The 22,335-nt window shown below is 73.1% G+C and carries 18 protein-coding genes and 1 pseudogene; 12 read left to right on the top strand and 7 right to left on the bottom strand.

The window, feature by feature from the left end:
- The 6 genes from BLV02_RS15620 to BLV02_RS15595 are packed head-to-tail and all read left to right on the top strand — an operon-like array spanning position 1 to position 7,097.
- Positions 1 to 993, top strand: coding sequence for an ABC transporter ATP-binding protein (locus BLV02_RS15620; protein WP_069111774.1), 993 nt, complete (start codon positions 1 to 3; stop codon positions 991 to 993).
- Positions 993 to 2,036, top strand: coding sequence for an ABC transporter ATP-binding protein (locus tag BLV02_RS15615; protein WP_069111775.1), 1,044 nt, complete (start codon positions 993 to 995; stop codon positions 2,034 to 2,036). The genes BLV02_RS15620 and BLV02_RS15615 overlap by 1 nt, the downstream gene beginning before the upstream one ends.
- The gene (locus tag BLV02_RS15610; RefSeq protein WP_069111776.1) at positions 2,033 to 2,974 is read left to right on the top strand and encodes an ABC transporter permease; all 942 of its coding nucleotides are present in this window, start codon (positions 2,033 to 2,035) and stop codon (positions 2,972 to 2,974) included. The genes BLV02_RS15615 and BLV02_RS15610 overlap by 4 nt, the downstream gene beginning before the upstream one ends.
- Before the next feature lie 10 nt (positions 2,975 to 2,984).
- Positions 2,985 to 3,944, top strand: coding sequence for an ABC transporter permease (locus BLV02_RS15605; protein ID WP_069111777.1), 960 nt, complete (start codon positions 2,985 to 2,987; stop codon positions 3,942 to 3,944).
- Positions 3,945 to 3,955: 11 nt separating this feature from the next.
- The gene (locus BLV02_RS15600; protein ID WP_069111778.1) at positions 3,956 to 6,379 is read left to right on the top strand and encodes a protein translocase subunit SecDF; all 2,424 of its coding nucleotides are present in this window, start codon (positions 3,956 to 3,958) and stop codon (positions 6,377 to 6,379) included.
- Positions 6,372 to 7,097, top strand: coding sequence for an SOS response-associated peptidase (locus BLV02_RS15595; RefSeq protein ID WP_216094244.1), 726 nt, complete (start codon positions 6,372 to 6,374; stop codon positions 7,095 to 7,097). The genes BLV02_RS15600 and BLV02_RS15595 overlap by 8 nt, the downstream gene beginning before the upstream one ends.
- Positions 7,098 to 7,356: 259 nt before the next feature.
- Here BLV02_RS15595 and BLV02_RS15590 read toward each other — a convergent pair whose 3' ends face one another.
- A complete protein-coding gene (locus BLV02_RS15590; protein WP_069111779.1) occupies positions 7,357 to 7,659 on the bottom strand; it encodes a DUF1330 domain-containing protein in 303 nt (100 codons plus the stop codon).
- A 101-nt stretch (positions 7,660 to 7,760) separates the two neighbouring features.
- Between BLV02_RS15590 and BLV02_RS15585 the strand changes: the two genes are divergently transcribed.
- Positions 7,761 to 8,153, top strand: coding sequence for a winged helix-turn-helix transcriptional regulator (locus BLV02_RS15585; protein ID WP_069111780.1), 393 nt, complete (start codon positions 7,761 to 7,763; stop codon positions 8,151 to 8,153).
- Between the two features lie 60 nt (positions 8,154 to 8,213).
- Here the strand turns inward: BLV02_RS15585 and BLV02_RS15580 are convergent, their stop codons facing one another.
- Positions 8,214 to 10,451, bottom strand: coding sequence for a sialidase family protein (locus BLV02_RS15580; protein ID WP_069111781.1), 2,238 nt, complete (start codon positions 10,449 to 10,451; stop codon positions 8,214 to 8,216).
- Between the two features lie 191 nt (positions 10,452 to 10,642).
- On the opposite strand from BLV02_RS15580, the gene BLV02_RS37610 reads away from it, so the two are divergent.
- Complete coding sequence (locus BLV02_RS37610) at positions 10,643 to 12,655, top strand: glycoside hydrolase family protein (RefSeq protein WP_069111782.1); 2,013 nt, start codon at positions 10,643 to 10,645, stop codon at positions 12,653 to 12,655.
- Positions 12,656 to 12,718: 63 nt separating this feature from the next.
- Here BLV02_RS37610 and BLV02_RS38270 read toward each other — a convergent pair.
- Positions 12,719 to 13,649, bottom strand: a pseudogene (locus BLV02_RS38270) (DNA glycosylase AlkZ-like family protein); the annotation flags it as partial.
- Positions 13,650 to 13,747: 98 nt separating this feature from the next.
- Here BLV02_RS38270 and BLV02_RS15560 point away from each other — a divergent pair.
- Genes BLV02_RS15560 through BLV02_RS15550 form a run of 3 tightly spaced genes read left to right on the top strand, consistent with a single transcriptional unit; the run spans position 13,748 to position 17,794 of the window.
- Positions 13,748 to 14,158 carry a DUF7144 family membrane protein gene (locus BLV02_RS15560; RefSeq protein ID WP_074946366.1) on the top strand — a complete coding sequence of 137 codons (411 nt, stop codon included), beginning with the start codon at positions 13,748 to 13,750 and terminating at the stop codon, positions 14,156 to 14,158.
- The gene (locus BLV02_RS15555) at positions 14,155 to 16,866 is read left to right on the top strand and encodes a cation-translocating P-type ATPase (protein ID WP_069111785.1); all 2,712 of its coding nucleotides are present in this window, start codon (positions 14,155 to 14,157) and stop codon (positions 16,864 to 16,866) included. Before BLV02_RS15560 ends, BLV02_RS15555 begins: the two co-directional genes overlap by 4 nt.
- A gap of 4 nt (positions 16,867 to 16,870) precedes the next feature.
- Positions 16,871 to 17,794 carry a polyphosphate kinase 2 family protein gene (locus BLV02_RS15550; RefSeq protein ID WP_069111786.1) on the top strand — a complete coding sequence of 308 codons (924 nt, stop codon included), beginning with the start codon at positions 16,871 to 16,873 and terminating at the stop codon, positions 17,792 to 17,794.
- Here BLV02_RS15550 and BLV02_RS15545 read toward each other — a convergent pair.
- Entirely contained in the window at positions 17,780 to 18,532 is a 753-nt protein-coding gene (locus BLV02_RS15545; protein WP_069111787.1) for a metallophosphoesterase, read from the bottom strand. The two genes, BLV02_RS15550 and BLV02_RS15545, sit on opposite strands and share 15 nt — an antisense overlap.
- Before the next feature lie 11 nt (positions 18,533 to 18,543).
- Positions 18,544 to 19,260, bottom strand: coding sequence for a GAF and ANTAR domain-containing protein (locus BLV02_RS15540; RefSeq protein ID WP_069111788.1), 717 nt, complete (start codon positions 19,258 to 19,260; stop codon positions 18,544 to 18,546).
- A 276-nt stretch (positions 19,261 to 19,536) separates the two neighbouring features.
- Here BLV02_RS15540 and BLV02_RS15535 point away from each other — a divergent pair, with 276 nt between their 5' ends.
- Positions 19,537 to 21,126, top strand: coding sequence for a PucR family transcriptional regulator (locus tag BLV02_RS15535; protein WP_171906753.1), 1,590 nt, complete (start codon positions 19,537 to 19,539; stop codon positions 21,124 to 21,126).
- A gap of 148 nt (positions 21,127 to 21,274) precedes the next feature.
- Here the strand turns inward: BLV02_RS15535 and BLV02_RS36545 are convergent, their stop codons facing one another.
- Both BLV02_RS36545 and BLV02_RS15530 read right to left on the bottom strand, forming a co-directional pair.
- Positions 21,275 to 21,451 (bottom strand): hypothetical protein, encoded by a 177-nt coding sequence (locus tag BLV02_RS36545; RefSeq protein WP_171906754.1) that lies wholly within the window; start codon positions 21,449 to 21,451, stop codon positions 21,275 to 21,277.
- Positions 21,452 to 21,522: 71 nt separating this feature from the next.
- The gene (locus BLV02_RS15530) at positions 21,523 to 22,332 is read right to left on the bottom strand and encodes a MerR family transcriptional regulator (RefSeq protein WP_216094246.1); all 810 of its coding nucleotides are present in this window, start codon (positions 22,330 to 22,332) and stop codon (positions 21,523 to 21,525) included.
- Positions 22,333 to 22,335: the final 3 nt, after the last annotated feature.

The following is a 22,335-nucleotide window of genomic DNA, read 5'->3' as shown; positions in this document are numbered from 1 at the left end:
ATGGCGCTGCTGGAGGTCGAGGATCTCCGGGTCTCGTTCGACACCCCGGACGGCGTGGTCCGCGCCGTCCGGGGACTGTCGTTCACGCTGGCCGCGGGGTCCACGCTGGGCCTGGTGGGGGAGTCGGGGTCGGGAAAGTCGGTGGCCGTGCAGACCATCACCCGGCTCACCCGCGGCGCCGACGTCGAGGGCAGCGTCCGCCTGGACGGGGTGGACCTGCTGACGGCGAGCGAGGAGGAGCTGCGCGAGGTGCGCGGCGCGCGGATCGGGATGATCTTCCAGGATCCGCTGTCCAGCCTGCATCCGTACCACCGGATCGGCTGGCAGATCGAGGAGATCATCCGGGCGCACGAGGACGTCGGGCGGGCGGAGGCGCGGACGCGGGCCGCCGACCTGCTCGGGCTGGTCGGCATCCCGCGGCCGGAGACCCGGGTGGACGACTACCCGCACCAGTTCTCCGGCGGCATGCGGCAGCGGGTGATGATCGCGATGGCGATGGCGCTCTCGCCGGAGGTGCTGATCGCGGACGAGCCGACGACGGCGCTCGACGTCACCGTCCAGGCGCAGGTGCTGGACGTGATGCGGCGGCTGCAGGAGGAGTTCGGCACCGCGATCATCATGGTGACGCACGACCTCGGCGTGATCGCGGAGCTGGCCGACGACGTCGTCGTCATGTACGCCGGCGCGGCCATGGAGCGGGCGCCGCGGCGCGAGCTGTTCTACCGCTACCACCACCCGTACACCGAGGGACTGCTGACGTCGCTGCCGCTGCGCGGCGAGGTGTCGGGGCGGCTGCGGCCGATCCCGGGCAGCCCGCCGAGCCTGATCGCGGTGCCGCCGGGCTGCCCGTTCGCGCCGCGCTGCCGGTACGCGTTCGAGCGCTGCTCGATCACCCCGCCGCTGGCCGGCGTGCTGGCCGACCCGCGGCACCAGTCGGCCTGCTGGCTGCCGGCGGACCGGCCGCGGCAGCAGAGCGCGGAGGAGGCGGCCTGATGGACACCGAGCCGCTGCTTCGGGTGGAGGGGCTGGTCAAGGAGTTCCCTGCCGGGGCGTCCGCGCTCACCGGCCGCCCGGGCGGGGTGGTGCACGCCGTGGACGGGGTCAGCCTCGACGTCGCGCCCGGCGAGACGCTGGGGCTGGTGGGCGAGACCGGCTGCGGCAAGTCGACGCTGGCCCGTTGCATGGCCCGGCTGCTGGAACCGACCGGCGGCCGGGTCTTCTTCGAGGGCGCCGACATCACCCATCTGTCCGGCGCGCGGATGCGGCCGCTGCGCCGGAACCTGCAGATGATCTTCCAGGACCCGTTCGGCTCGCTGAACCCGCGCCGCCGCGTCGGCGCGATCATCGGCGACCCGTTCGCGATCCACGGGCTGGCCGGACGCCACGAGCGCAAGCGCCGGGTGCAGGAGCTGATGGAGCTGGTCGGGCTGAACCCGGAGCACTACAACCGGTTCCCGGCCGAGTTCTCCGGCGGCCAGCGCCAGCGCATCGGCATCGCGCGGGCGCTGGCGCTGCGGCCGCGGCTGCTGGTATGCGACGAGCCGGTGTCGGCGCTGGACGTGTCGATCCAGGGCCAGATCATCAACCTGCTCGCCGACCTGCGGCAGGAGCTCGGCCTGACCTACGTGTTCATCTCGCACGACCTGTCCGTCGTGCGGCACGTCAGCGACCGGATCGCCGTCATGTACCTCGGCAAGATCGTCGAACTGGCGCCCTCGGAGGTGCTGTTCGAGCGCCCGCGGCACCCGTACACGCGGGCGTTGCTGTCGGCGGCGCCGGTGGCCGACCCCGACGCCGCCGACAGCCGCCGCCGGGTGATCCTGGGCGGTGACGTGCCGTCGCCCGTGGCGCCCCCGCCGGGCTGCCGGTTCCACCCGCGCTGCCCGAAGGCGCGCGAGGACTGCGCGCTGGCCGAGCCGCCGCTCGTGCCGGTGCTCGGCGACCCGGACGAGCACCGGGCCGCCTGCTGGCACCCGCTGCGGGCCGGCGAGGACCTCGCGGCGGTGCCCGCGCCGGTGCCGGGAGGCGTGCGATGAACGCCCAGCCGGTCGCGACGGTCACGGCGTCCGCCGCGACGGCGAAGCCGATCGAGGGCCGCGGCACCTGGGCGCTGGCGTGGTCGCGGCTGCGGCACGACCGGGTGGCGATGATCTCGCTGGTCGTGATCCTGCTGATCGTCGTCGTCGCGATCGCCGCGCCGCTGGTCGCGCACGTCACCGGGCACCCGCCGAACGAGCAGTACCGCGACATCGGGCTGTCGCCGGAGGGGCTGCCGCGGGCGCCGAACAGCACGTTCTGGCTCGGCACCGACGACCTCGGCCGCGACATCCTGGTCCGCATCGCCTACGGCGCCCGCGTGTCGCTGCTGGTCGGCGTCGTCGCCACGGGGCTGACCGTCGTCATCGGCGTGCTGGTCGGGCTGGCCGCCGGCTACGTCGGCGGCTGGCTCGACACCGTCCTGGCCCGCATCGTCGACGTCGTGCTGTCGGTGCCGTTCCTGCTGGTCGCGATCGCGCTGGTATCGGTCACCGGGCCGAGCATGACGGTGACGGTGCTGGTGATCGGGTTCTTCAGCTGGGCGTCGGTGGCCCGCATCGTGCGCGGCCAGGTGCTGTCGATCCGGGAGCGCGAGTACGTCGAGGCGGCCCGCTCGCTGGGCGCCGGGTCGATCCGGATCATGTTCGTCGACGTGCTGCCGAACGTGCTCGCGCCGGTGATCGTCTACACGACGCTGCTGGTGCCGGTGGTGATCGTCACCCAGGCGACGCTGTCGTTCCTGGGCCTCGGGCTGCCGCCGCCCACCGCCGACTGGGGCGGCATGATCAGCTCCGCGCAGAACTACTACACGACGGCCTGGTGGTTCGTCGTCTTCCCCGGCGCCGCGCTGCTGATCACGACGCTGGCGTTCAACCTGTTCGGCGACGGCGTGCGCGACGCGTTCGACCCGCGCTTCTCGCAGCAACTGCGCCGGTGAGGGGGTTGTCGTGACCCGGTTCCTGATCCGCCGGATCCTCCAGGGCCTCGTGGTGCTCTGGCTCATCACCGTCGCGGTGTTCGCGCTGTTCTTCGTGGTGCCCAACGACGTGGCCCGCACGCTGGCCGGCCGGCAGGCGACGCCGGAGACGATCGCGCTGATCCAGCACCGGCTCGGGCTGGACCAGCCGGTCTGGAAGCAGTACCTCGACTTCGTCTGGCGTGCGCTGCACGGCGACCTCGGGTACGACTACTACCACCAGGTGCCGGTGACGCACATCATCGCGCAGGCGCTGCCGATCACGCTGTCGCTGGCGATCGGGGCGTCGATCATCTGGCTGGTGCTGGGCGTGTTCAACGGGGTGCTGTCGGCGACCCATCCGCGCTCGCTGGAGGACCGCGGGCTGACCGCGTTCTCGCTGTTCTTCTACTCGATGCCGCCGTTCCTGCTCGGCATCCTGCTGCTGTACGTCTTCTACTACCAACTGACCCTGCGCGGCGTGACGTGGTTCCCGGCCGGCGGCTACGTCCCGTTCGCGCAGGACCCGGTGGCGTGGTTCCAGCACATGGTGCTGCCGTGGATCACGCTGGCGCTGCTGCTGGCGGCGACATACACCCGGCTCACCCGCGCGTCCATGCTCGACGTGCTGGGTGAGGACTACATCCGCACCGCCCGGTCGAAGGGGATCAGCGAGCAGCGCGTCATCTACCGGCACGGGCTGCGCGCGGCGCTGACGCCGGTGGTGACGCAGTTCGGCATCGACCTCGGCCAGCTGGTCGGCGGCGCGGTCGTCACCGAGACGGTGTTCAGCCTGCCCGGCCTCGGCAACACCGCGGTCGACGCGATCACCCGGCAGGACCTGCCGGTGATCATCGGGATCGTGCTCGTCGCGTCGGCCGCGGTGGTCATCGCCAACATCGTCGTCGACGTCGCCTACGCCGGGCTGGACCCGCGCGTGCGGCTGCACTGATCGGAGGACCCGTGCCCGGAACCCGTCCACCCGGCATCCCGAAGCCCGGCCGGCCGCTGATCGCGCTGGCCGTGCTGTTGGTGCTGGTCGTCACCGGCATGTTGGTCTCCGGCGCCGTGAAGCCCCGGCTGGCCGTCGACCTCGCGGGCGGCACCAGCGTGACCCTGGCGGCGTCGCCGACCACCGACTCCGGCAAGGTCACGCGCACCGCGATGGACGAGGCGGTGTCGATCATCCGGCAGCGGGTCAACGCGACCGGTGTCGCCGAGGCCGAGGTGGCCGTGCGCGGCTCGGACCAGATCGTCGTCACCGTTCCGGGCCGCAACGACCGTTCGCTGGTCGACCTCATCGGGCAGACGGCGCTGCTGCGGTTCCGCCCGACGCTGGCCACCGGGCCGCCGCAGGCCCAGCCGGCCGGGACGACCGCCGCGACCACCGAGGTGCCGGCCGACGTCGCCGCCGCGTTCGACGCGCTGGACTGCACCGCGCCGGCGTCCCGGCAGGGCGGCGACACCGCGGCCGCCGGCGACACCGTCGTGGCCTGCGACCGCGACGGCACCGCCAAGTACGTCCTCGGCCCGGCCGTCGTCGAGGGCACCGACCTGTCCGCGGCCCAGGCCGGTGTCCCGGCCGGCGGCGCCGGCGGCTGGGAGGTCGACCTCGAGTTCGACCACGCCGGGCAGCAGCAGTTCGCCGACGCCACCAAGGCGGTCGTGAACCTGCCGGCGCCGAAGAACCAGATCGCCATCGTGCTCGACGGCCTGGTGGTGTCGTCGCCGCGGATCGTCGACGTCATCAGCGGCGGCCGGGCGCAGATCACCGGCACCTTCACCAAGCAGGAGGCGACCGACCTCGCGCACGTGCTCAGCTACGGCTCGCTGCCGCTGGCGTTCGAGAAGAGCCAGGTCAGCACGATCTCGCCGACGCTGGGCGCCACCCAGCTGCACGCCGGGCTGGTGGCCGGGGCGATCGGGCTCGGGCTGGTCGCGCTGTACTGCCTGGCCTACTACCGGCGGCTCGGCGTCATCGCCGCCGCCAGCCTGGTGCTCGCGGCCGGCTGCTCGTACGCTGCGGTGTCGCTGCTCGGCGCGCAGGTCAACTACCGGTTGTCGCTGGCCGGGATCGCCGGGCTGATCGTCGCCGTCGGCATCACGGCCGACTCGTTCGTGGTGTTCTTCGAACGGGTCCGCGACGAGGTCCGCGACGGCCGCACCACCCGGTCGGCGGTCGAGTACGGCTGGCGGCGGGCGCGGCGCACCATCCTCGTCGCCGACACCGTCTCGTTCCTATCCGCGGCGGTGCTGTACCTGCTGTCGGCGGACCAGGTGCGCGGCTTCGCCTTCGCGCTCGGCCTGGCGACGCTGATCGACCTGGTGGTGGTGTTCCTGTTCACCCGGCCGGTGGTCGCGTACGCGGTGCGCGGCTGGTGGCTGCGCGGGCGCTGGTCCGGTCTCGACGCCGGCCACGACACGCTCGGCGCCCGGCTGCACCGCGGCGACGCGAGCATCGACGTCGTGGGGCACACCCGCCGCTGGTTCGCCCTCAGCGGCGTGGTGCTCGTCCTCGCCGTGGGCGGCCTGGCCGTCCGCGGGCTGCAGCTCGGCGTCGAGTTCGAGGGCGGCGCGATCATCCAGACGCACGGCGGCTCGGCCACCGTCGGCCAGGTGGAGGACGCGCTGGCCGCCGACGGCGTGTCCGGCGCGTCCGTGCGGCAGCTGGGCGACGGAAGCATCGTCGTCGAGGTCGGGAAGTCCGACGCGGACCGTGCGGCCGAGCTGCAGGACACCGTCGCGCAGACCGCCGGGGTGTCCGCCGACGACGTCACCACCGACGTCATCGGGCCGAGCTGGGGCCACGACGTCACCCGCAAGGCGGTCGTGGCGCTGGCGGTGTTCGCCGTGCTGATCGTCGGCTACCTGTCGATCGCGTTCGCCCCGCTGATGGCGCTGGCCGCGTTCGCCGCGCTGCTGCACGACCTCGCCATCACCGTCGGCGTGTACGCCCTGGCCGGGCTGACCGTCACCCCGGCGACGGTGGTCGGCGTGCTGACCATCCTCGGCTACTCGCTGTACGACACCGTCGTCGTGTTCGACAAGGTGCGCGAGAACACCGGGCACCGTGCCCGCGGCGTCACGTACGCGCAGGCGGCCGGCCGGGCCGTCGACCAGACGCTGCTCCGATCGGTGTCGACGTCGCTGATCGCGCTGCTCCCGGTGGCCGGGATGCTGATCGCCGGCGTCGTCACCGTCGGGGCGCAGACGCTGGAGGACCTCGCGCTGGCGCTGTTCGTCGGCATCCTCGCCGGCACCTACTCGTCCATCTTCATCGCGGTGCCGCTGCTGGTGCGCTGGGAGCGGCGGCGGGCCGGCGGGTCCGTGGCCGCCGCCGGGAGCGGTGGGAGAGAATCGGGGCGTGTGCGGACGGTACGTGGCTGACGCGTCGATGGACGATCTCGCGGCCGAGTTCGACGCCATCGCGTCGGGTGCGGTGCTCGAGCTGATGGCGTCGTACAACGTCGCGCCCACCGACCGCGTCCCGGTGGTGCTGGAACGCACCGACGAACCGCCGGGGCGCGCCCGCCAGCTGCACGCCGCGCGCTGGGGACTGATCCCGTCCTGGGCCAAGGAGCCCGGCGGCGGCCCGCCGATGATCAACGCCCGCATCGAGACCGCCGCGCAGAAGCCGGCCTTCCGCGGCCCCGTCGCGCGGCGCCGCTGCGTGCTCCCGGCCCGCGGCTACTACGAGTGGCGGCGGGGCCCCGGCCGCGCGAAGCAGCCCTACTTCATCCACGGCGACGGCGGCCCGCTCGCGATGGCCGGCGTGTTCGAATGGTGGCGCGACCCGTCCGTCCCCGACGACCACCCGGACCGCTGGGTGCTGTCGGCCAGCGTCCTGACCACCACGCCGGTGCCGGGCCTGGCGCACATCCACGACCGCATGCCGGTGCTGCTGACGGCGGCGGAGCTCCCGGACTGGCTGGACCGGCGCAACGAGGAGGCGGACGCCCTGCTCGACCTCGCCCGCTCGGCGGCTGCCCGGGCCGGCGCCGAGCTGACCGCCCGGCCGGTCGGGCCCGAGGTCGGGAACGTCCGCAACAACCACGCCGGTCTGCTGGCCGAGGCCGTGCCCGCCCAGCTCCCGCTGGGCGGCTGACGGCGCTACCACGCGCGGACCCCGCGACTCCAGCCGTCCCAACAACGCGTGATGAGCGACCCGCTCGCTGACGCTTCTGACAGGTCGACGCACCGAGGTTGGTGAACGACTTCGCGACGCCCATCGGCTCTGGCCACGATCCGGCGCCGCCGCAAATGTGGCCGCGTTGCCAGTTCGCCGATCCAACTCGGCGCCTCGCTGATGCACCTCTCGGCGCAGGCAGGCGCGAGAGGTCAGCGCTGGAGAACTGCCAGGTTTCTCATGATCGGTCGAGGCCTTCGATGATGCGGAAGTCGCGCTCGAAGCCGTCGGGGAGTTCGGCCAGCGCCTTCTGGTAGGCCGCGCTCGCGCGTGCGGTGACCGCCTGTTCGAAGCTGTCGAACTCGATCAGGACGACGCGCTCGGCGATTCCGGCTTCGTGTGCGTCGACCCGGCTGCCGATGCTGGCGAGCACCCGCCCGTCCGCGGCCGCGACGGCGAGACCTGCCAGTTCGTTGTAGGCATCAAGCTTCTCGGGGTCTTCGATGGTGGGGTAGACGCTGACCCAGTAGCCCTTGGGCATGGAATCTCCAGTGGTGGGATGAGTGCTTCGAATTCCGAAGCACTGCTGCGATGTGTAAACTACTGCTTCGGAATCCGAAGCACAAGAGTCGACGGAGAGCCATGAACGCGTCGCCGACGCCCCTGCCGGGCCGGCCGGTCCGCGGTTCCACCACGGGCCGATCGTTGATGGCGGCGCTGGACCTGTTCGGGCGCCGCTGGACTCTGCGCATCATCTGGGAGCTGGGGAACGAGCCGCTCGGCTTCCGGCCCCTGCAACGGCGCTGCGACGGCATGTCGTCCAGCGTCCTGCGGCAACGGCTCACAGAGCTCCAAGAGGCTCGGCTCGCCGAGGTGCTGCGCGACGGCAGTTACGCCCTGACCCCGCTCGGCCAGGACGCCCGCGAGGCCATCGGTCCGGTCATCGAGTGGTCGCGGCGGTGGGCCGCCGAGCTTGCCGACGCCCCGCCCACTGCCGCCGGGGGCGCCGGCGACGGCCAGCGCAACCGGTCCTGACAGCGGTCCGCCGCCGGCCTGTTCGCCGTCCCCCCGCAGCCCGACGGCGCCAGCCGCCGATCACGAGATCTCCCCGATGCTCAGATCGTCGATGAAGAACGACATGCCGTAGCCGATCGGGTCACCGGTGGTGAAGGTCAGTCCGGCGAGCCGGTCGGCCGGTTCGGCGGTGACGTCGGTGGTGAACTCCTGCGCGCCGATCGTCACGGTCGCCCGCGACGTCGTGGTGTCCACGGTGATCGGCACCCAGGTGCTGACGGGGACGACGGCGGACAGCTGCCCGAGCGAGGCCCAGGCCGAGCCGTCGGACACCTCGAGCGACGGCGGCGTCGACGCGGTGGCGCCGGGCACCAGCCGGAACCGCCACGGGGTGACGGCGTCGTCACCGGCGTGGCCCTCGGCCGCGAAGGTGAACGGGCCGCGGAAATCGTTCGTGCTCCACGCGAACGTCGCCCGCTGGTGCGCCACCGGGTCGGCCGGCTTGGTGGCCGTCGCGTTGTCGTCGAGGAACTTGTCGAACAGCCGCAATGACGAGCTGCTGTTCCAGCCCTTCACCTCCTGGTCGGTGACGGTGGCGTTCCTGGCGTCGACGAAGCCGCGCGGGATCCCGTAGCCGGGGTCGTTCTCGAAGGTCTGCAGGTCGGCGGCATGGATCTCCAGCTCGGTGACCGGCGTGGTGCCCGCCGGGGCCATGACCCGCACGTACTGCGCCTGCTGCGCCGCGAACTCGGTGTAGCGCATCGAGTGGTCGCGGGTGCCGGTCGTGCGCACCACCGGCCTGCTCCAGCGCCGGCCGTCGAGCGAGAGCTGCACGCTCGCGTCGAGCGGCTGGCCGCTGCCGAGCATGAGGCCGATGCGGTCGATCGCGTACGGACGGTCCAGCCGCAGCGTCATCGCCGGGTTGGCGGAGCCGGCCAGCACCGCGGCGGAGTGGGGCCGCGAGCTGCCGTCGAAGGCGCCCTCGGGCCGCTGCTCGGGGAAGCGCGGATCGGCCGGCGCGAAGTCGCCCGTCACGGTCGCCACCCCGGCGGCCAGCTGGGACGCGACATCGATCCGGCCGACGCCGCCGGTCACCGCGTTCAGCAGCACCGTGACCACGCCGTACTGCTCGTTGTAGGCCTTGCAGCCCCAGACGTGGCACTTGTCGCCGAAGAACAGCGTCCGGCTGGAGCCGACGCTGGTCATCGACTGGTTGCCACTGGATCCGTCGTAGCGGCCGTTGCCGGTGTCCGACGGGTAGAGGGTGAAGACGTCGCGGAACTCGTCCCAGGTCTCGCCGGTGCCGTCGTAGTCGACGTAGACGCGGTTGTCCGGCCGGCCGGTGCTCAGCAGCATGATGCCGTTGGGCTGCAGGACGACGTCGGGGTAGATGCCGACGACCTGCTGGCCGGCGGGGTCGAGCAGCGGCTGCGACGGGCTCCAGGTGCGGCCGTCGTCGCCGGACCAGCTGACCCGCAGGCGGGCCGGCGTCTCACCCTCGGTGCGCATGACGGCGATCAGGCGGCCGTCCTTCGCGTAGCCCCAGCCGACCTCGTTGGTGCCGATGCTCGAGGGCACGACCGAGCGCTGCGTCCAGGTCAGGCCGCCATCGGTGGACTGGAGGAACGCGCTGACGCGGCGCGGCGCCGAGCGGTACACGGTGTAGACCGGCACCACGATGGCGCCGTCGGCGAGGACCCGCGGCACCCGATGCACGCGCAGGCCGCGATCGGTGCCGGCGAACTGGTCGCCGGCGGGCGGGGTGAACCTCCCCTTGATCCGCTCCCAGGTCTGCCCGCCGTCGGCCGAGCGCCACGACAGCAGGTTCACCGAGGTGCGGGTCGCGTCGGCCCACTCGGGGATGAAGTCGACGGCGAACAACGAGCCGTCGGGGAGCCGGGTCATGTTCAGGGCCGTCGTGGGGTAGTTGCGCTGGGTGGTCAGGAACGACAGGCCGGAGTCGTCGGACACCGACATGTTGACGATCGAGTCGGCGGCCGCGACGTCGTCGTTGGCCTGCGTCGACACGAAGATCCGCTGCTCGGTCCGCCCGTCGACGACGGTGTCGTAGCCGAACGAGGCGGGCACGGCGGCGCGTGGGCCGGGCCCCCAGTTCAGCACGTTCCACTCCGGGCCGACGCCGATGACCGGCGTGCCGGAGGCCGGGCCGTCGCCCTCGGGCAGCGGGTTGATCGCGGCCTCGGGTGTCTCGGCGGCGTCGTCGAGCGGTGCTGGTCCGCCGAGGGTCGTGCTGAGCAGGACGACCGCGGCGCCGAAGCCGACCAGACCGCCGACGAGGCCGGAGAAGCGGGTGGGCATGAGGGGACTCCCAACACTCGACGTGAGTGGAATGTCATTCCATACCTATGGCCGGTGACGGTAGATCCGTCCGGCGTCGGCGGTCAAGACCACGTTCATCACGGATTGTCTATTGACATGAAACGGTGGCCCGTGTTCGCTGCGGTGGCACCGGAATGTCGTCCCCGTCCCCCCGGAGCATGGGAGTCGTCATGTCTCGATGGACCCGCGCGGTCGCGACGGCGGGCGCCGTCGCTGCCGCCGCCGCACTGTCGTCCACGCTGCTGGTGTCGGCGCAGCCGCTGCCGCAGCCCGTCGTCGGCACGCCCGGCCTGCTGCTGCAGAACGGCGCGTTCGACGCCGGCAACCGCAGCGGCCACCCGATCGGCTGGGGCGTCGAGGGCAACGCCGACGGCGCGAACATCGTCAACCTGCAGGCCTACCGCACCGCGGGGCTCGGCTCGCTGGAGATCAACGACGTGGCCGGCACGGCGGTGTCGGTGCGCAGCGAGCGCGTCGTCGCCACCGCCGGCGACGAGTACACCCTGACCGTCAACCTCAAGGGCCGCAGCGGCACGCCCGCCTGGCTGTACCTGGAGTTCTGGGACTTCGACCGCAACCGCGTCGGCGAGACGCACGTCGAGCCGTCGTTCAGCACGGAGTGGCAGGAGGTCACCGTCACCGGCGTCGCGCCGCCGAACACCGCGCACGTGACGGCGCACGTCTACGGCTCGCAGGCGGCGGCCGGCGTCTCCTACTGGGACGAGGCCGTCCTCACCACGGCGCCGCCGTCATACGACCCGGCCCTGGGGACCGAGCGCGAGCTCTTCCTCGACGACTACCGCATCGAGTCCGCCCACGACGTCGAGCGCGTGGTCCACCCGGGGGAGAAGCGGGAGCGGCCGGTGCTGCGGCCGGACCGGCCGTGGGAGGACAGCAGCTACACCTACGGCTCGGTGTACGTGATCGACGGCCTCTACCGCATGTGGTACACGTGCTACAACGACCAGGCGCCGCATTACCACCTCTGCTACGCCGAGAGCGCCGACGGCCTGACCTGGGACAAGCCGGTGGGCCGCTCGACGGTGTCCGGCGTCGGCTACGGCGACATCCCGGCGTCGGAGACCAACATCGTCATGGCCGGCAGCGGCGCACACGTCGTCTACAACCCCGAGGCGCCGGCCGACCGCCGCTACTTCCTCATGAAGACCCAACCGGCGCCGGGCGTGCCGGGCGGCAATGGCTACTACGGCTGGAAGTCCGCCGACGGCTACAACTGGACCCCGCTACGGGCCGAGCACCTGCTCAACGACGGCGACGTCGTGCAGACCGCGTGGGACCCGAAGCAGCGGCTGTACATCGCGACCGTCAAGAAGCGCATGTTCACCTCGCGCACGCCGGGCATCTACGAGCGCGCCGCGTTCATCTCGACCAGTCCCGACCTCGAGACCTGGACGACGCCGCAGCTGGCCGTCATGGGCGACTCCGCCGACGACGGCGCCGCGGAGGCGATCGGCGGCCTGGAGGGCCAGATCTACGGCATGCCGGTGCTGCCGTACGAGAGCACCTACATCGGCGTCCCGTGGGTGTTCCTCACCACCGACTACACGTCCGGCGAGTACGCGACGGCGGCCGACGGCCCGGTGCTGCCGCAGCTGGCGTCGTCGCGCGACCTGCTGCGCTGGGAGCGGCCGGTGCGCGACCCGCTGCTCGAGCCGTCGCGCGGCGGCGCCTGGGACGACGGCGCGCTCTACACGGCCTCGAACATCCTCGTCGACGACGACACGATCTCGATGTACTACGCCGGCTTCCAGAACGGCCACGGCGGCGCCGACACCGACGACCCGAACCGCGACCAGCACTTCGGGCAGGTGGGCCTGGCGACCTGGCGGCGCGACGGCTTCGTGTCGATGTCGAACGCCTCGCTGCCCGGCCTCGGCGACGCCGGCGAGATCACGACCGAGCCGGTGGTCTTCGACGGCTCGCAGCTGCACGTCAACGCCGCGGTGCACGACGGCGGCAGCCTCCTGGTCGAGGTCCTGGCGGCCGACGGGACGCCGATCCCCGGGTTCACGGGCGCGGACATGATCCCGATCAAGGGCGACCGGCTGGACGCCTCGGTGAACTGGCGCGGCCGGGCCCGGCTGGCGACCCTCGCCGGGCAGGAGGTGAAGCTCCGCTTCCACCTCGTCAACGTCGACCTGTACTCGTACTGGGTCTCGTGACGGCCGAGTGAGATCGATGGTCGGCGGTTTGCTGGGGCCAGGACACCAGCAAACCGCCAACCACCACCGCGGGTCGGCCACACGGTCGGCGGCCTCGCCCATGGCCGGGGTGAAGGGGACGTCCTCGTGGACGGCGTCGACGCGCAGGGCGCCGGCCCGGCGGTCCGCCGTCGCGTCGACCTTGCCGACCAGCCGGTCGCCGTGCAGGACGGGCAGCGCGAAGTAGCCCCAGCGGCGCTGCGCGACCGGCTTGAACATCTCCAGCTGGTAGTCGAACTCGAACAGCTCGGCCATGCGCCTGCGGTCGTGGACGAGGCGGTCGAACGGCGACAGCAGCGCCGTCCGCCCGGCGAACGGCCGGCCGAGCTGGGCGGGATCGACCCGCCAGGAGCCCCGGACGCCGTCGACGACGGCGGGCTCGCCGGCCGGTTCGCCCGGTGACTCCAGCGCCGCCGGCCGGACCAGCCCGAGCGAGCGCAGCCGCCGCTCGTCGCGCAGCCGCAGCGCCTGCGCCGCCAGGACGACGTCGTCGGGGTAGACGCGTTCGGCGAGGTCCCAGAGCGGGTCGCCGTTCTCGCGGCCGTGCAGGGCCACCTCGCCGCGCTGCACCAGGAACGCCAGCAGCTGCCGCACGTTGCGGCTGTTCGTCCAGCCGGACGACCGCCACGGCCGCACCGACGTGTCCGGGAGGTCGCGCGAGCGCAGCGGCCCGTCGGCGCGCAGCCGCTCGAGGAGGTCGAGGCGGAACCCGTCGTTGTCGTGGACCCAGTCGCGCTGCCGCTTCCGCCAGGCCGGCTCACCCGGCTCCGGCCGGTCCCAGGCGGCTCCACACGACGAGGTCGGCGGCCGGCGCCACGGCCGACGCGGGGTCGTGGACGAGCGCCGTCAGCCCGCGCACGACGTCGTCCAGATCGCCCGGCCGGTGCGCGTCGAGGAGCTGCGCGCGGACGGCGATGCGCCGGGCCTCGGCCCGGGTCAGCTCGTGCACCGTCACGGCGCCCACGCTAGACCGCGCGGCTCACCCCGCGCGGGTGAGGTCCTGCACCCGCCGCGGGTGGACCATGAGCCCGTCCGACTCGGGGGGAGGGCCTCATGACCAGCATGTTCGAGACGCGGAGCACGCGCGCCGACTCGTGGGCCGAGACCGGGGTGATGTTCGCCGCGACGATGATGATCCTGCTCGGCGTGTTCCAGGCGCTGGAAGGGCTGACCGCGCTCATCGACGAGAACTTCTACGCCGACGTGCCGGCGTACGCCTACGACATCAGCGTCGGCGCGTGGGCCTGGATCCACCTGATCCTCGCGCTCCTGCTCATGATCGCGGGGTTCGCGCTGTTCGGCGGCAGCCGGGTCGCGGCGGGGGTGGCGCTGGCGCTGGCCGCGCTGTCGGCGATCTCGAACTTCCTCTTCCTGCCGCACTATCCGGTCTGGTCGCTGATCGTCATCGCGCTGTGCGTGTTCTCGATCTGGGCCATCGCCCGCTCCGGCATCTTCGTCCGATGAGCACCGTCACGGCGACGACGCCGGCCGAGGACCGCACCGAGTGGTACCGGCTCTCCGCGGTCGACGCCTGCCACCGGCTGGGCGTGGAGCCCGGCGCCGGGCTGACGACGGCGGACGTCACCGAGCGGCGGGCGAAGTACGGCCCGAACCGGCTGGCGCAGGCGGCGAAGGAACCCGGCTGGAAGGCGTTCCTGCGTCAGTACCGCGACCTCATGCAGCTGGTGCTGGTCGGCGCCGCGGTCGTCAGCATCGTCGCCCTGCAGGACGTCTCGACCGGGCTGGTGGTGCTGGCGCTCACGGTGATCAACGCGGTCATGGGGCTGCACCAGGAGGGCAAGGCCGCGCAGAGCGTCGCCGCGCTGAGCAAGATGCTGATCATGACGGCGCACGTGCGCCGCGACGGCCAGGTGAGCGAGGTGCCGGCCGAGGAGCTGGTGCCGGGCGACGTCGTCAGCTTCGAGGCCGGCGACAAGGTGCCCGCCGACGGCCGGCTCCTGGTGGCGGCGACGCTGGAGATCGAGGAGGCGGGGCTGACGGGGGAGAGCACGCCGGTCCTGAAGACGGTCGACTCCGTCGACGGCGCCGACGTGCCGCTGGGCGACCGCATCGACATGGCGTACATGAACTCCCAGGTCACCCGCGGGCGCGGCGAGATGGTCGTCACCGCCACCGGCATGGCCACCGAGGTCGGGCACATCTCCGGCATGCTCGGCGGCGTCGAGCAGGAGAAGACGCCGCTCACCAAGCAGCTGGACCAGCTGACCGTCCTCATCACCGTCATGGCGGCCGGCGCGCTGATCGCGATCGTCCTGCTCGGGCTGGCCCGCGGCGAGGACTTCGACTCGCTGTTCCTGGTCGGCATCAGCCTCGCCATCGCCGCGATCCCGACCGGGCTGCCGGCGGTCGTCACGATGCTGTTGTCGATGGGCACGCAGCAACTGGCGGACAAGGGCGCCATCGTGAAGCGGCTGCGGTCGGTCGAGACGCTCGGGTCGACGTCGGCGATCTGCTCGGACAAGACCGGCACGCTGACGTTGAACCAGATGACGGCGCGGGCGCTGGTCGTGGCCGGCCGCCGGTTCGACGTCGACGGCGAGGGCTACTCCACGCAGGGGCGGATCATGCGCGTCGCCGGGTCCGGCGACGGGTCGCTGGAGCCGTTCCTGCTGCCGATGGCGCTGGCCAACGACGCGGTGATCCGCGACGGCGCCTGCATCGGCGACCCGACGGAGGGCGCGCTGGTGGTGCTGGCCGAGAAGGGCGGGCTGGACGTCGACGAGACCCGGCGCACGATCCCGCGGCTGGCCGAGGTCCCGTTCGACGCCGAGTACAAGCTGATGGCGACCTTCCACGAGCTGCACGAGGACGGCCGCCGGGTGGTCCGGTGCCTGGTGAAGGGCGCGCCGGACGTGCTGCTGGCGCGGTCGTCGCGGTACCTGGCCCCCGACGGGACGTCGCGGCCGCTGGCCGAGGGCGCGGCCGGCACGGCCAAGGTGCTGGCCGAGAACGACCGGCTGGCCGGCGAGGGCATGCGCGTGCTGGCCGTGGCGCGGCGCGACCTGGAGCGGATCGACTTCGACGAGACCTCGGACCTGCTCGGCGTGGTGGCCGACCTGGAGTTCCTCGCGCTCGTCGGCATCGTCGACCCGCCGCGCAAGGAGGCGAGGGACGCGATCACCGAGTGCCGCCGGGCCGGCATCCGCGTCCGCATGATCACCGGCGACCACGCGACGACGGCGGCGGCGATCGCCGGCCAGCTGGGCATCGAGGGCCGGGCGCTCACCGGCACCGAGTTCGCCGCGCTCTCCGACGAGCAGCTGCATCGCGAGGTCGACGGCATCGGTGTCGTCGCCCGGGTCGCGCCGGAGGACAAGGTGCGGCTGGTCGGCGTGCTGAAGGAGCAGGGCAACGTGGTCGCGATGACCGGCGACGGCGTCAACGACGCGCCGGCGCTCACCCGGGCCGACATCGGCGTCGCGATGGGCATCACCGGGACGGAAGTGACCAAGGACGCGGCGGAGATGATCCTCACCGACGACAACTTCGCGACGATCGTCGCCGCCGTCGAGGGCGGGCGCGGGCTCTACGACAACCTGATGAAGTACGTGCGCGTCCAGATGATCATGCTGGCCGGGTTCATCCTGACCTTCCTCGGCGCCGGCATCTTCACCATCGCGAACGGCACGCCGCTGCTGCCGCTGCAGATCCTGTGGATCAACTTCGCCATCGACGTGCTGCTGGCGGTCGGGCTCGGGTTCGACCAGCCGACGCCGGGACTGATGGAGCGCCGGCCGCGGCCACCGGACGAGCCGGTGATCCGCCCGGCGCTGGGCGTCCGGCTGGCGCTGGACGGCCTGCTGATCGCGGTCGGCGTCCTCGTGATCGTCGCGGTGGGGGAGAACCAGTACGACCTGGCGGTCGCGACCACCATGGGTCTGGTCGCGACGTCGCTGCTGCACATCGTGGCGGCGGTGGAGTGGCGCGACCCGCTGCGGACGATCTTCACCCGCGACACGCTCGCCAACGGGCGGTTCGTCCGGCTGATGCTCGTCGCCGGGGCGCTGACCTTCGTCGTCACCGCGATCGGGGCCCTGCAGCGGATCTTCGACACCGTCGAACTGACCTCCACGCAGTGGGGGATCTGCCTGCTGGCTCCGCTGGGCTACCTGGTGCTGGCGGAGATCGAGAAGCTCGTCGTCAAGAGGTGAGGACATGGACAGACGCAGCCGGATCGTCGACGGGTTACGCGTGCGGCCGGGCCAGCCGGCGGACCTGGCCGGGCGGGACCCCCGCTGGTCGGCCGGCGGCGAGCTGGGGTCGCTGGCGGCGACACAGCTCGACGCGACCGCGCGGGAGCTGCTGAGGGAGGGGGTGTCCGCGCTGTCCGACGCGCAGGAGCTGCTCTGGGCCAGCGACCGGTACGCCCTGCTGGTCGTCTTCCAGGCGATGGACGCCGCCGGCAAGGACTCGGCGATCGAGCACGTCATGTCCGGCGTCAACCCGCAGGGCGTGGACGTCGTCGGCTTCCGCAAGCCGTCCGCTGAGGAACTGGACCACACCTACCTCTGGCGCATCGCGAAGGCCGTGCCCGAGCGCGGCCGGATCGGCATCTTCAACCGGTCGCACTACGAGGAGGTCATCGCGCTGCGCGTGCACCCGGAGTGGCTGGACGCGCAGAAGCTGCCCGACGGCGACCGCGGGCCGGCCTTCTGGGCCGCGCGCTACGAGGACATCAACGCCTTCGAGCGGCATCTCGACCGCAACGGCACCCGGATCGTCAAGTTCTTCCTGCACGTCTCCAAGGACGAGCAGCACCGGCGGTTCATGGCCCGCCTCGACAACCCGGACAAGCAGTGGAAGTTCAACGCCGCCGACGTCGCGGAGCGGGCGCTGTGGGAGGACTACCAGGCCGCCTACGAGGCCGCGCTGTCCGCGACCTCGACGGCGTGGGCGCCCTGGTACGTGGTGCCGGCCGACCAGAAGAGCGTCACCCAGGCGCTGGTCGCGGCGGTGCTGCTCGAAACCATCGAGGGCCTCGACCTGCAGTGGCCGGTGGTCTCCGCCGCGGCGCGGGAGTCGAACGCCCGCGCACGCGAGGTGCTGGAGGCCGAGCGGGTGTCGTCAGCCAGCCCCTAGCGCGAGGTGGTGGGTGCGCAGCCCCAGCTCGTCGACGACGTGGACGAGGAGGGCGGCGGGCTCGGCGGACGGGGTCAGGTCGACGTCCGCGCGCAGGTCGAGCTCCGGCCGCCACGACAGCGCCGGCGCCGAGACCATCGGCACCGCGCCGTCGAGGCGGGTCGCGATGTGCCGGTGGTCGTGGCCGCACAGGACGGCGGCGACGGACGGGTGCCGGGCCACGACGGCACGCAGGGCGGCCGCGTCGGTGAGCGGCCACTCGGTGTCGAGCTGGGCCAGCCCGGTAGGGAACGGCGGGTGGTGCAGGACGACCAGCGCGGGCCCGGTGGCCGCCGCCAGCACGCCGTCGAGCCAGCCCAGCTGGACGTCGCCGAGGGTGCCGGACGAACTGTCCAGCCCGACCAGCAGCACACCGCCGACGGTCTCGGTCCAGGCGGCCGGCGACCCGGCGGCGTCGGCGGGGGGACCCAGCAGCTGCGGCAGCTCGGCGCGCAGCACGGCGGGGTCGTCGTGGTTGCCGGCGACCACCAGGCAGCGCACGCCGAGCGGCTCGAGCAGCGCGCCCAGCCGCCGGTACTCGACGGCGTCGCCGTGGTCGGTGAGGTCGCCGGTGAGCAGCAGCAGGGCGGGTGCGGGGCGGACCGAGCCGAGGGCGGCGGGCAGCGCCGCGAAGGCCGCGGCGAGCGCGGTGTCGTGCACGCTGCCGACGTGGGGGTCACTGGCGTGGGCGAGGATCATCGCCCGCGATCTTAGTGCGGGATGGGCCCCGGCGGGAGCGGCGCCTCACCCGTCGTCGAGACGATGATGTCGGCGGCGATCTTGCGCAGCTTGACGTTGTCGCGCTGCGAGCGGCGCCGCAGCACCTCGAACGCCGTGCGGGCGTTGCAGCTGTGCCGGCTCATCAGCACCCCGAGCGCCTGGTCGATGACGTAGCGCGAGGTCAGCGCGACGCGCAGGTGCTCGGCGTGTGCCGCGTACTCGAACATGCGCAGCGCGATGGGCAGGGCGACGGCGTGCTGGCCGGCCAGTTCCGCCGTCCGGGCCCGGGCCGCGGCGTCCAGCGCCTCCGCCCGCGGTGCGTAGACGGTGACGGCGCCGAGCGGCGCGAGGTCGCCGTCGACCGGCACCGCGAACACCGTCGCCACGCCGTCTGCGGTTCCGCGCAGGGCCAGCTCCGGCCAGCGCAGGTCGGCCGGCAGGTACTCGACCCGCACCGGTTCGCCGGTCTGCACGGCCTGCAACGTCGGCCCCTCCTGGGTGATGTACTGCGTCTCCTCCAGGGCCGCGGCGACGGCGTCGCTGCTGCCCGAGGTCACCGGCACGCGCGGCCCGCGCCGCACCGTCACCGAGCAGGCCACCCCGCCGCCCAGTTCGTGCGCGATGCTGCCGGCCAGGCCGGTCAGGAAGTCGTGCAACGTGCCGCTGCTGGTGAGCAGGGCACAGGCCGTCTTGGGCCCCGTGGTCATGGCTTGGTCCGTGGTCATCGGCTCCGCCCCCGTCGCCTTGTACCTGAAAATCGGCTGGTCCTGCTGTCGACGATGTCACCGACCAGCGGAAACGGCTTCGGCCTGACGGGACGAGAGGGGCCCGCACGGACCGTCCTGGCAGGTCGAGAGGGGTGGACGGACCAGTCTGCCCGGCGTGTCCCCGCCGAATGGACTGACATGTGACGCGTGACGGGGCAGACTGGGACGATGTCGCACAGCGGCAGCGCTCGGGGTGGGGCGCCGCAGCCGCCTGTCGTGGGACCACCGGCGGCGCGGCGTGGACCAGCGCGGCTGCGTGAGCTGCTGGCGCTGTCGTTGCTGATGGCCGACGGGCGGCCGGCGGCACAGATCGTCGAGCTGGCCCGCGGCGCCGTCCGGTCCTGGACCGCGTGCGAGGTGGTGGCCGTCCCGCGCAAGACGGGCGACGCTGCCGCCGCCGGGATCGGCGGCCTGCGCGCGGCCGGCGGCCGGGTCGCCGCCGAGGGGTACGGCTGGGCCTGGGCGTACGCCATGCACGCCGCGAACGGCCCGCAGGGCCACCTCGTCGTCGGCGGCGGCCGGCCGCCGAGCACCGACGAGCGGTTCCTGCTCGCCAGCCTGGCCCGCTACACCGCCGTCGCGCTCGGTCAGGACGCGCTGCGCCGCCGGCTGCGCAGGACCACCGGCGACCTCCACCGGGCCGAGGCGCAACTGCGCGAGCAGGTCGCCGTTCAGGAGACGCTGGCCCGCGCCGCCGCCGACCCCGCCGACGACCGCATCGGCGCCATCGCCGAGGCGCTGCACGCGATCACCGGCCTGCCGGTGATCATCGAGGACGCGTCCGGGCACCCCCGCGCGTGGCCCGGCCTGGCCGAGGCGCCCGCCGCCGGGACCGGCGCGCCGGACCCGCACGGCCCGCTCCCGGTCCGCGACGGCGACCGCCTGGTCGCGGCGGCGCAGCCGCGGCACGAGGTGCTCGGCACCATCGCGCTGGTCGACCCGGGCCGCATGGCCGGCGAGCGGGACCAGTTCGCGCTGGCGCACGCCGCGCTGGTGCTCTCCGGCGAGCTGGCACACGTCCAGGCGGTGGCCGAGGTGGAGGGGAAGCAGCGGCGCGACCTCGTCGAGGACCTCCTCGACGGCGTCGACGAGGCCAGCGCGACCGCCCGGGCCGAGGCGGTGGGCTACGACCTCGCCCCGCCGCACCGCGCCGTCGTCGTCGGCTCGCCGGTGGCGCCGGCCGGCGACGCGCTGACGGCCGCCGTCGAGCGGGCCGTCGCCGGGCTCGGGCTGCCCGGCCTGCTCGGACGCCGCGCCGACCACGTCGTGCTGCTGACGCCCGACCCGCCGCGCGCGGCCGCCGCGGCGACGTGGGAGCGGCTGCACGCGGCGATCTCGGACCGGCTCGGCACCGCCGAGGTGGCCGTCGGGGTGGGGCGCCCGGCCGACGGCCCGGCCGGCCTCGCGCAGTCGTGGCGCGACGCGCAGCGGGCCTACGCCGTGCGGGCCGGCGGCCGCCAGCGCGACGGCGTCACCGTCGACGACGAACTGGGTCTCTACCGCATCCTCGGCACCGGCGCCGGCAGCGGCGACCTCGAACGCTACGTCGACGAGTGGCTGGGCGCGCTGCTGCGCTACGACGCCGAGAGCCACAGCGAGCTGACCCGGACGCTGCGCACCTACCTCGACCACGGCGGCAACTACGACGAGACCGCGGCCGCGCTGATCATCCACCGCAGCACGCTGCGCTACCGGCTGCAGCGCATCCGCGACCTCACCGGTTTCGACCTCGGCGACCCCGACATCCGCCTCAACCTGCACGTCGCGGTCCGCGGCTGGTCCGTTCTCGGCGGCGACGAGTCCTAGGTTCGCCACACGACGACCCGGGTCGACGTGAATAGCCAGAACCATGCGCACAGCCCGAAACGACGCCCGAAACGCGGCTCCCGCTCTCGAAGACCGGCCGACGGCCAACGGCCGCGAAACGCGCTGCAGCGTGCGAAGGCCGGCTCAGCTAGCCGGTGATGCTCCAGCGGCCGGTCTCGCGGTAGGCGGAGTCGTAGACGACCGAGCCGTCGCCGGGCACGAGGTCGTAGTGGTGCAGGTTGCCGCCCCAGTAGCGCAGGATGCGACCCAGTTCCTTGGCGGTGTCGCCGATGTCGTCGAGGTCGACCTCGAACACGAACTTCATGCTTCCATCGTCTCATTGAAGTGCTTCTTGAGACTCTGCCGCAGACGTGCCTGCCCGGTACCGGACAACCCTCAAGTCCAGGTCGCGGTGGCAGGGTCGACGCCATGGGCGGCGGCGTTGGCGTCGACCACGTCGCGCAGCCAGGCGGCCAGGCCGGGGCCGAACCGGTCGTAGTAGGCGACGAACTCCGGGTCGCCGGCCTGCTGGCGGACCAGGCACACGTGCATGGCGTGGGTGCAGTCGAAGTAGGCGCCGATGCTCGCCCGGTGCCGTTCGGCCAGCTCGCCGGCGGCCGCGCTGCCCGGAACCACGCCGGCGCGCTGGGCGGCGGCGAGCTCCTCGTACAGGGCCGTGGCGCCGTCGGCGAGCTCGCGCCAGTCGTCGCCGGTGCGGCCGGCCGACCGCTCGGCGAACTGGCGCCACTGCGGGGTGTCGCCCCACCGGTCGCGGGCCACCGCCACCCGTTCCGGGCGCCAGCCGGCGCCGAACACCTCCACCTGCTGCTCGGCGGAGAGCAGGATGCCCGCCTCGGTGGCCTCGATCAGCCGGTCGACGGCGCCGACCATGCCGCGCAGCCGGTCGATGCGGGCGAGCAACTGCTCACGCTGCTCCCGCAGCGGCGCGGCGGGGTCGGGCGCCGGCCCGTCCAGGAGCTCGGCGATGCGGTCGAGGCGGAGGCCGAGCTCGCGGTACATCAGCACCCGGTGGATGCGGGCGACGGCGGCCGCGGAGTACAGCCGGTAGCCGCGCGTCGTGCGCCCCGACGGCGAGACCAGCCCGACGGCGTCCCAGTGGTGCAGGGTGCGCACCGTGACGCCGGTCAGCGCCGCCGTGGCGGCGACGGTGCGGCCGTCGTCGGGGTCGGGGGCCGGGCCGGTCACGCC

This window comes from Jiangella alba (assembly GCF_900106035.1).
In the GTDB taxonomy this organism is placed as follows: domain Bacteria; phylum Actinomycetota; class Actinomycetes; order Jiangellales; family Jiangellaceae; genus Jiangella; species Jiangella alba.
The sequence above is the reverse complement of the archived record's forward strand: the minus strand, read 5'-3'. Positions and strand labels throughout refer to the sequence as shown.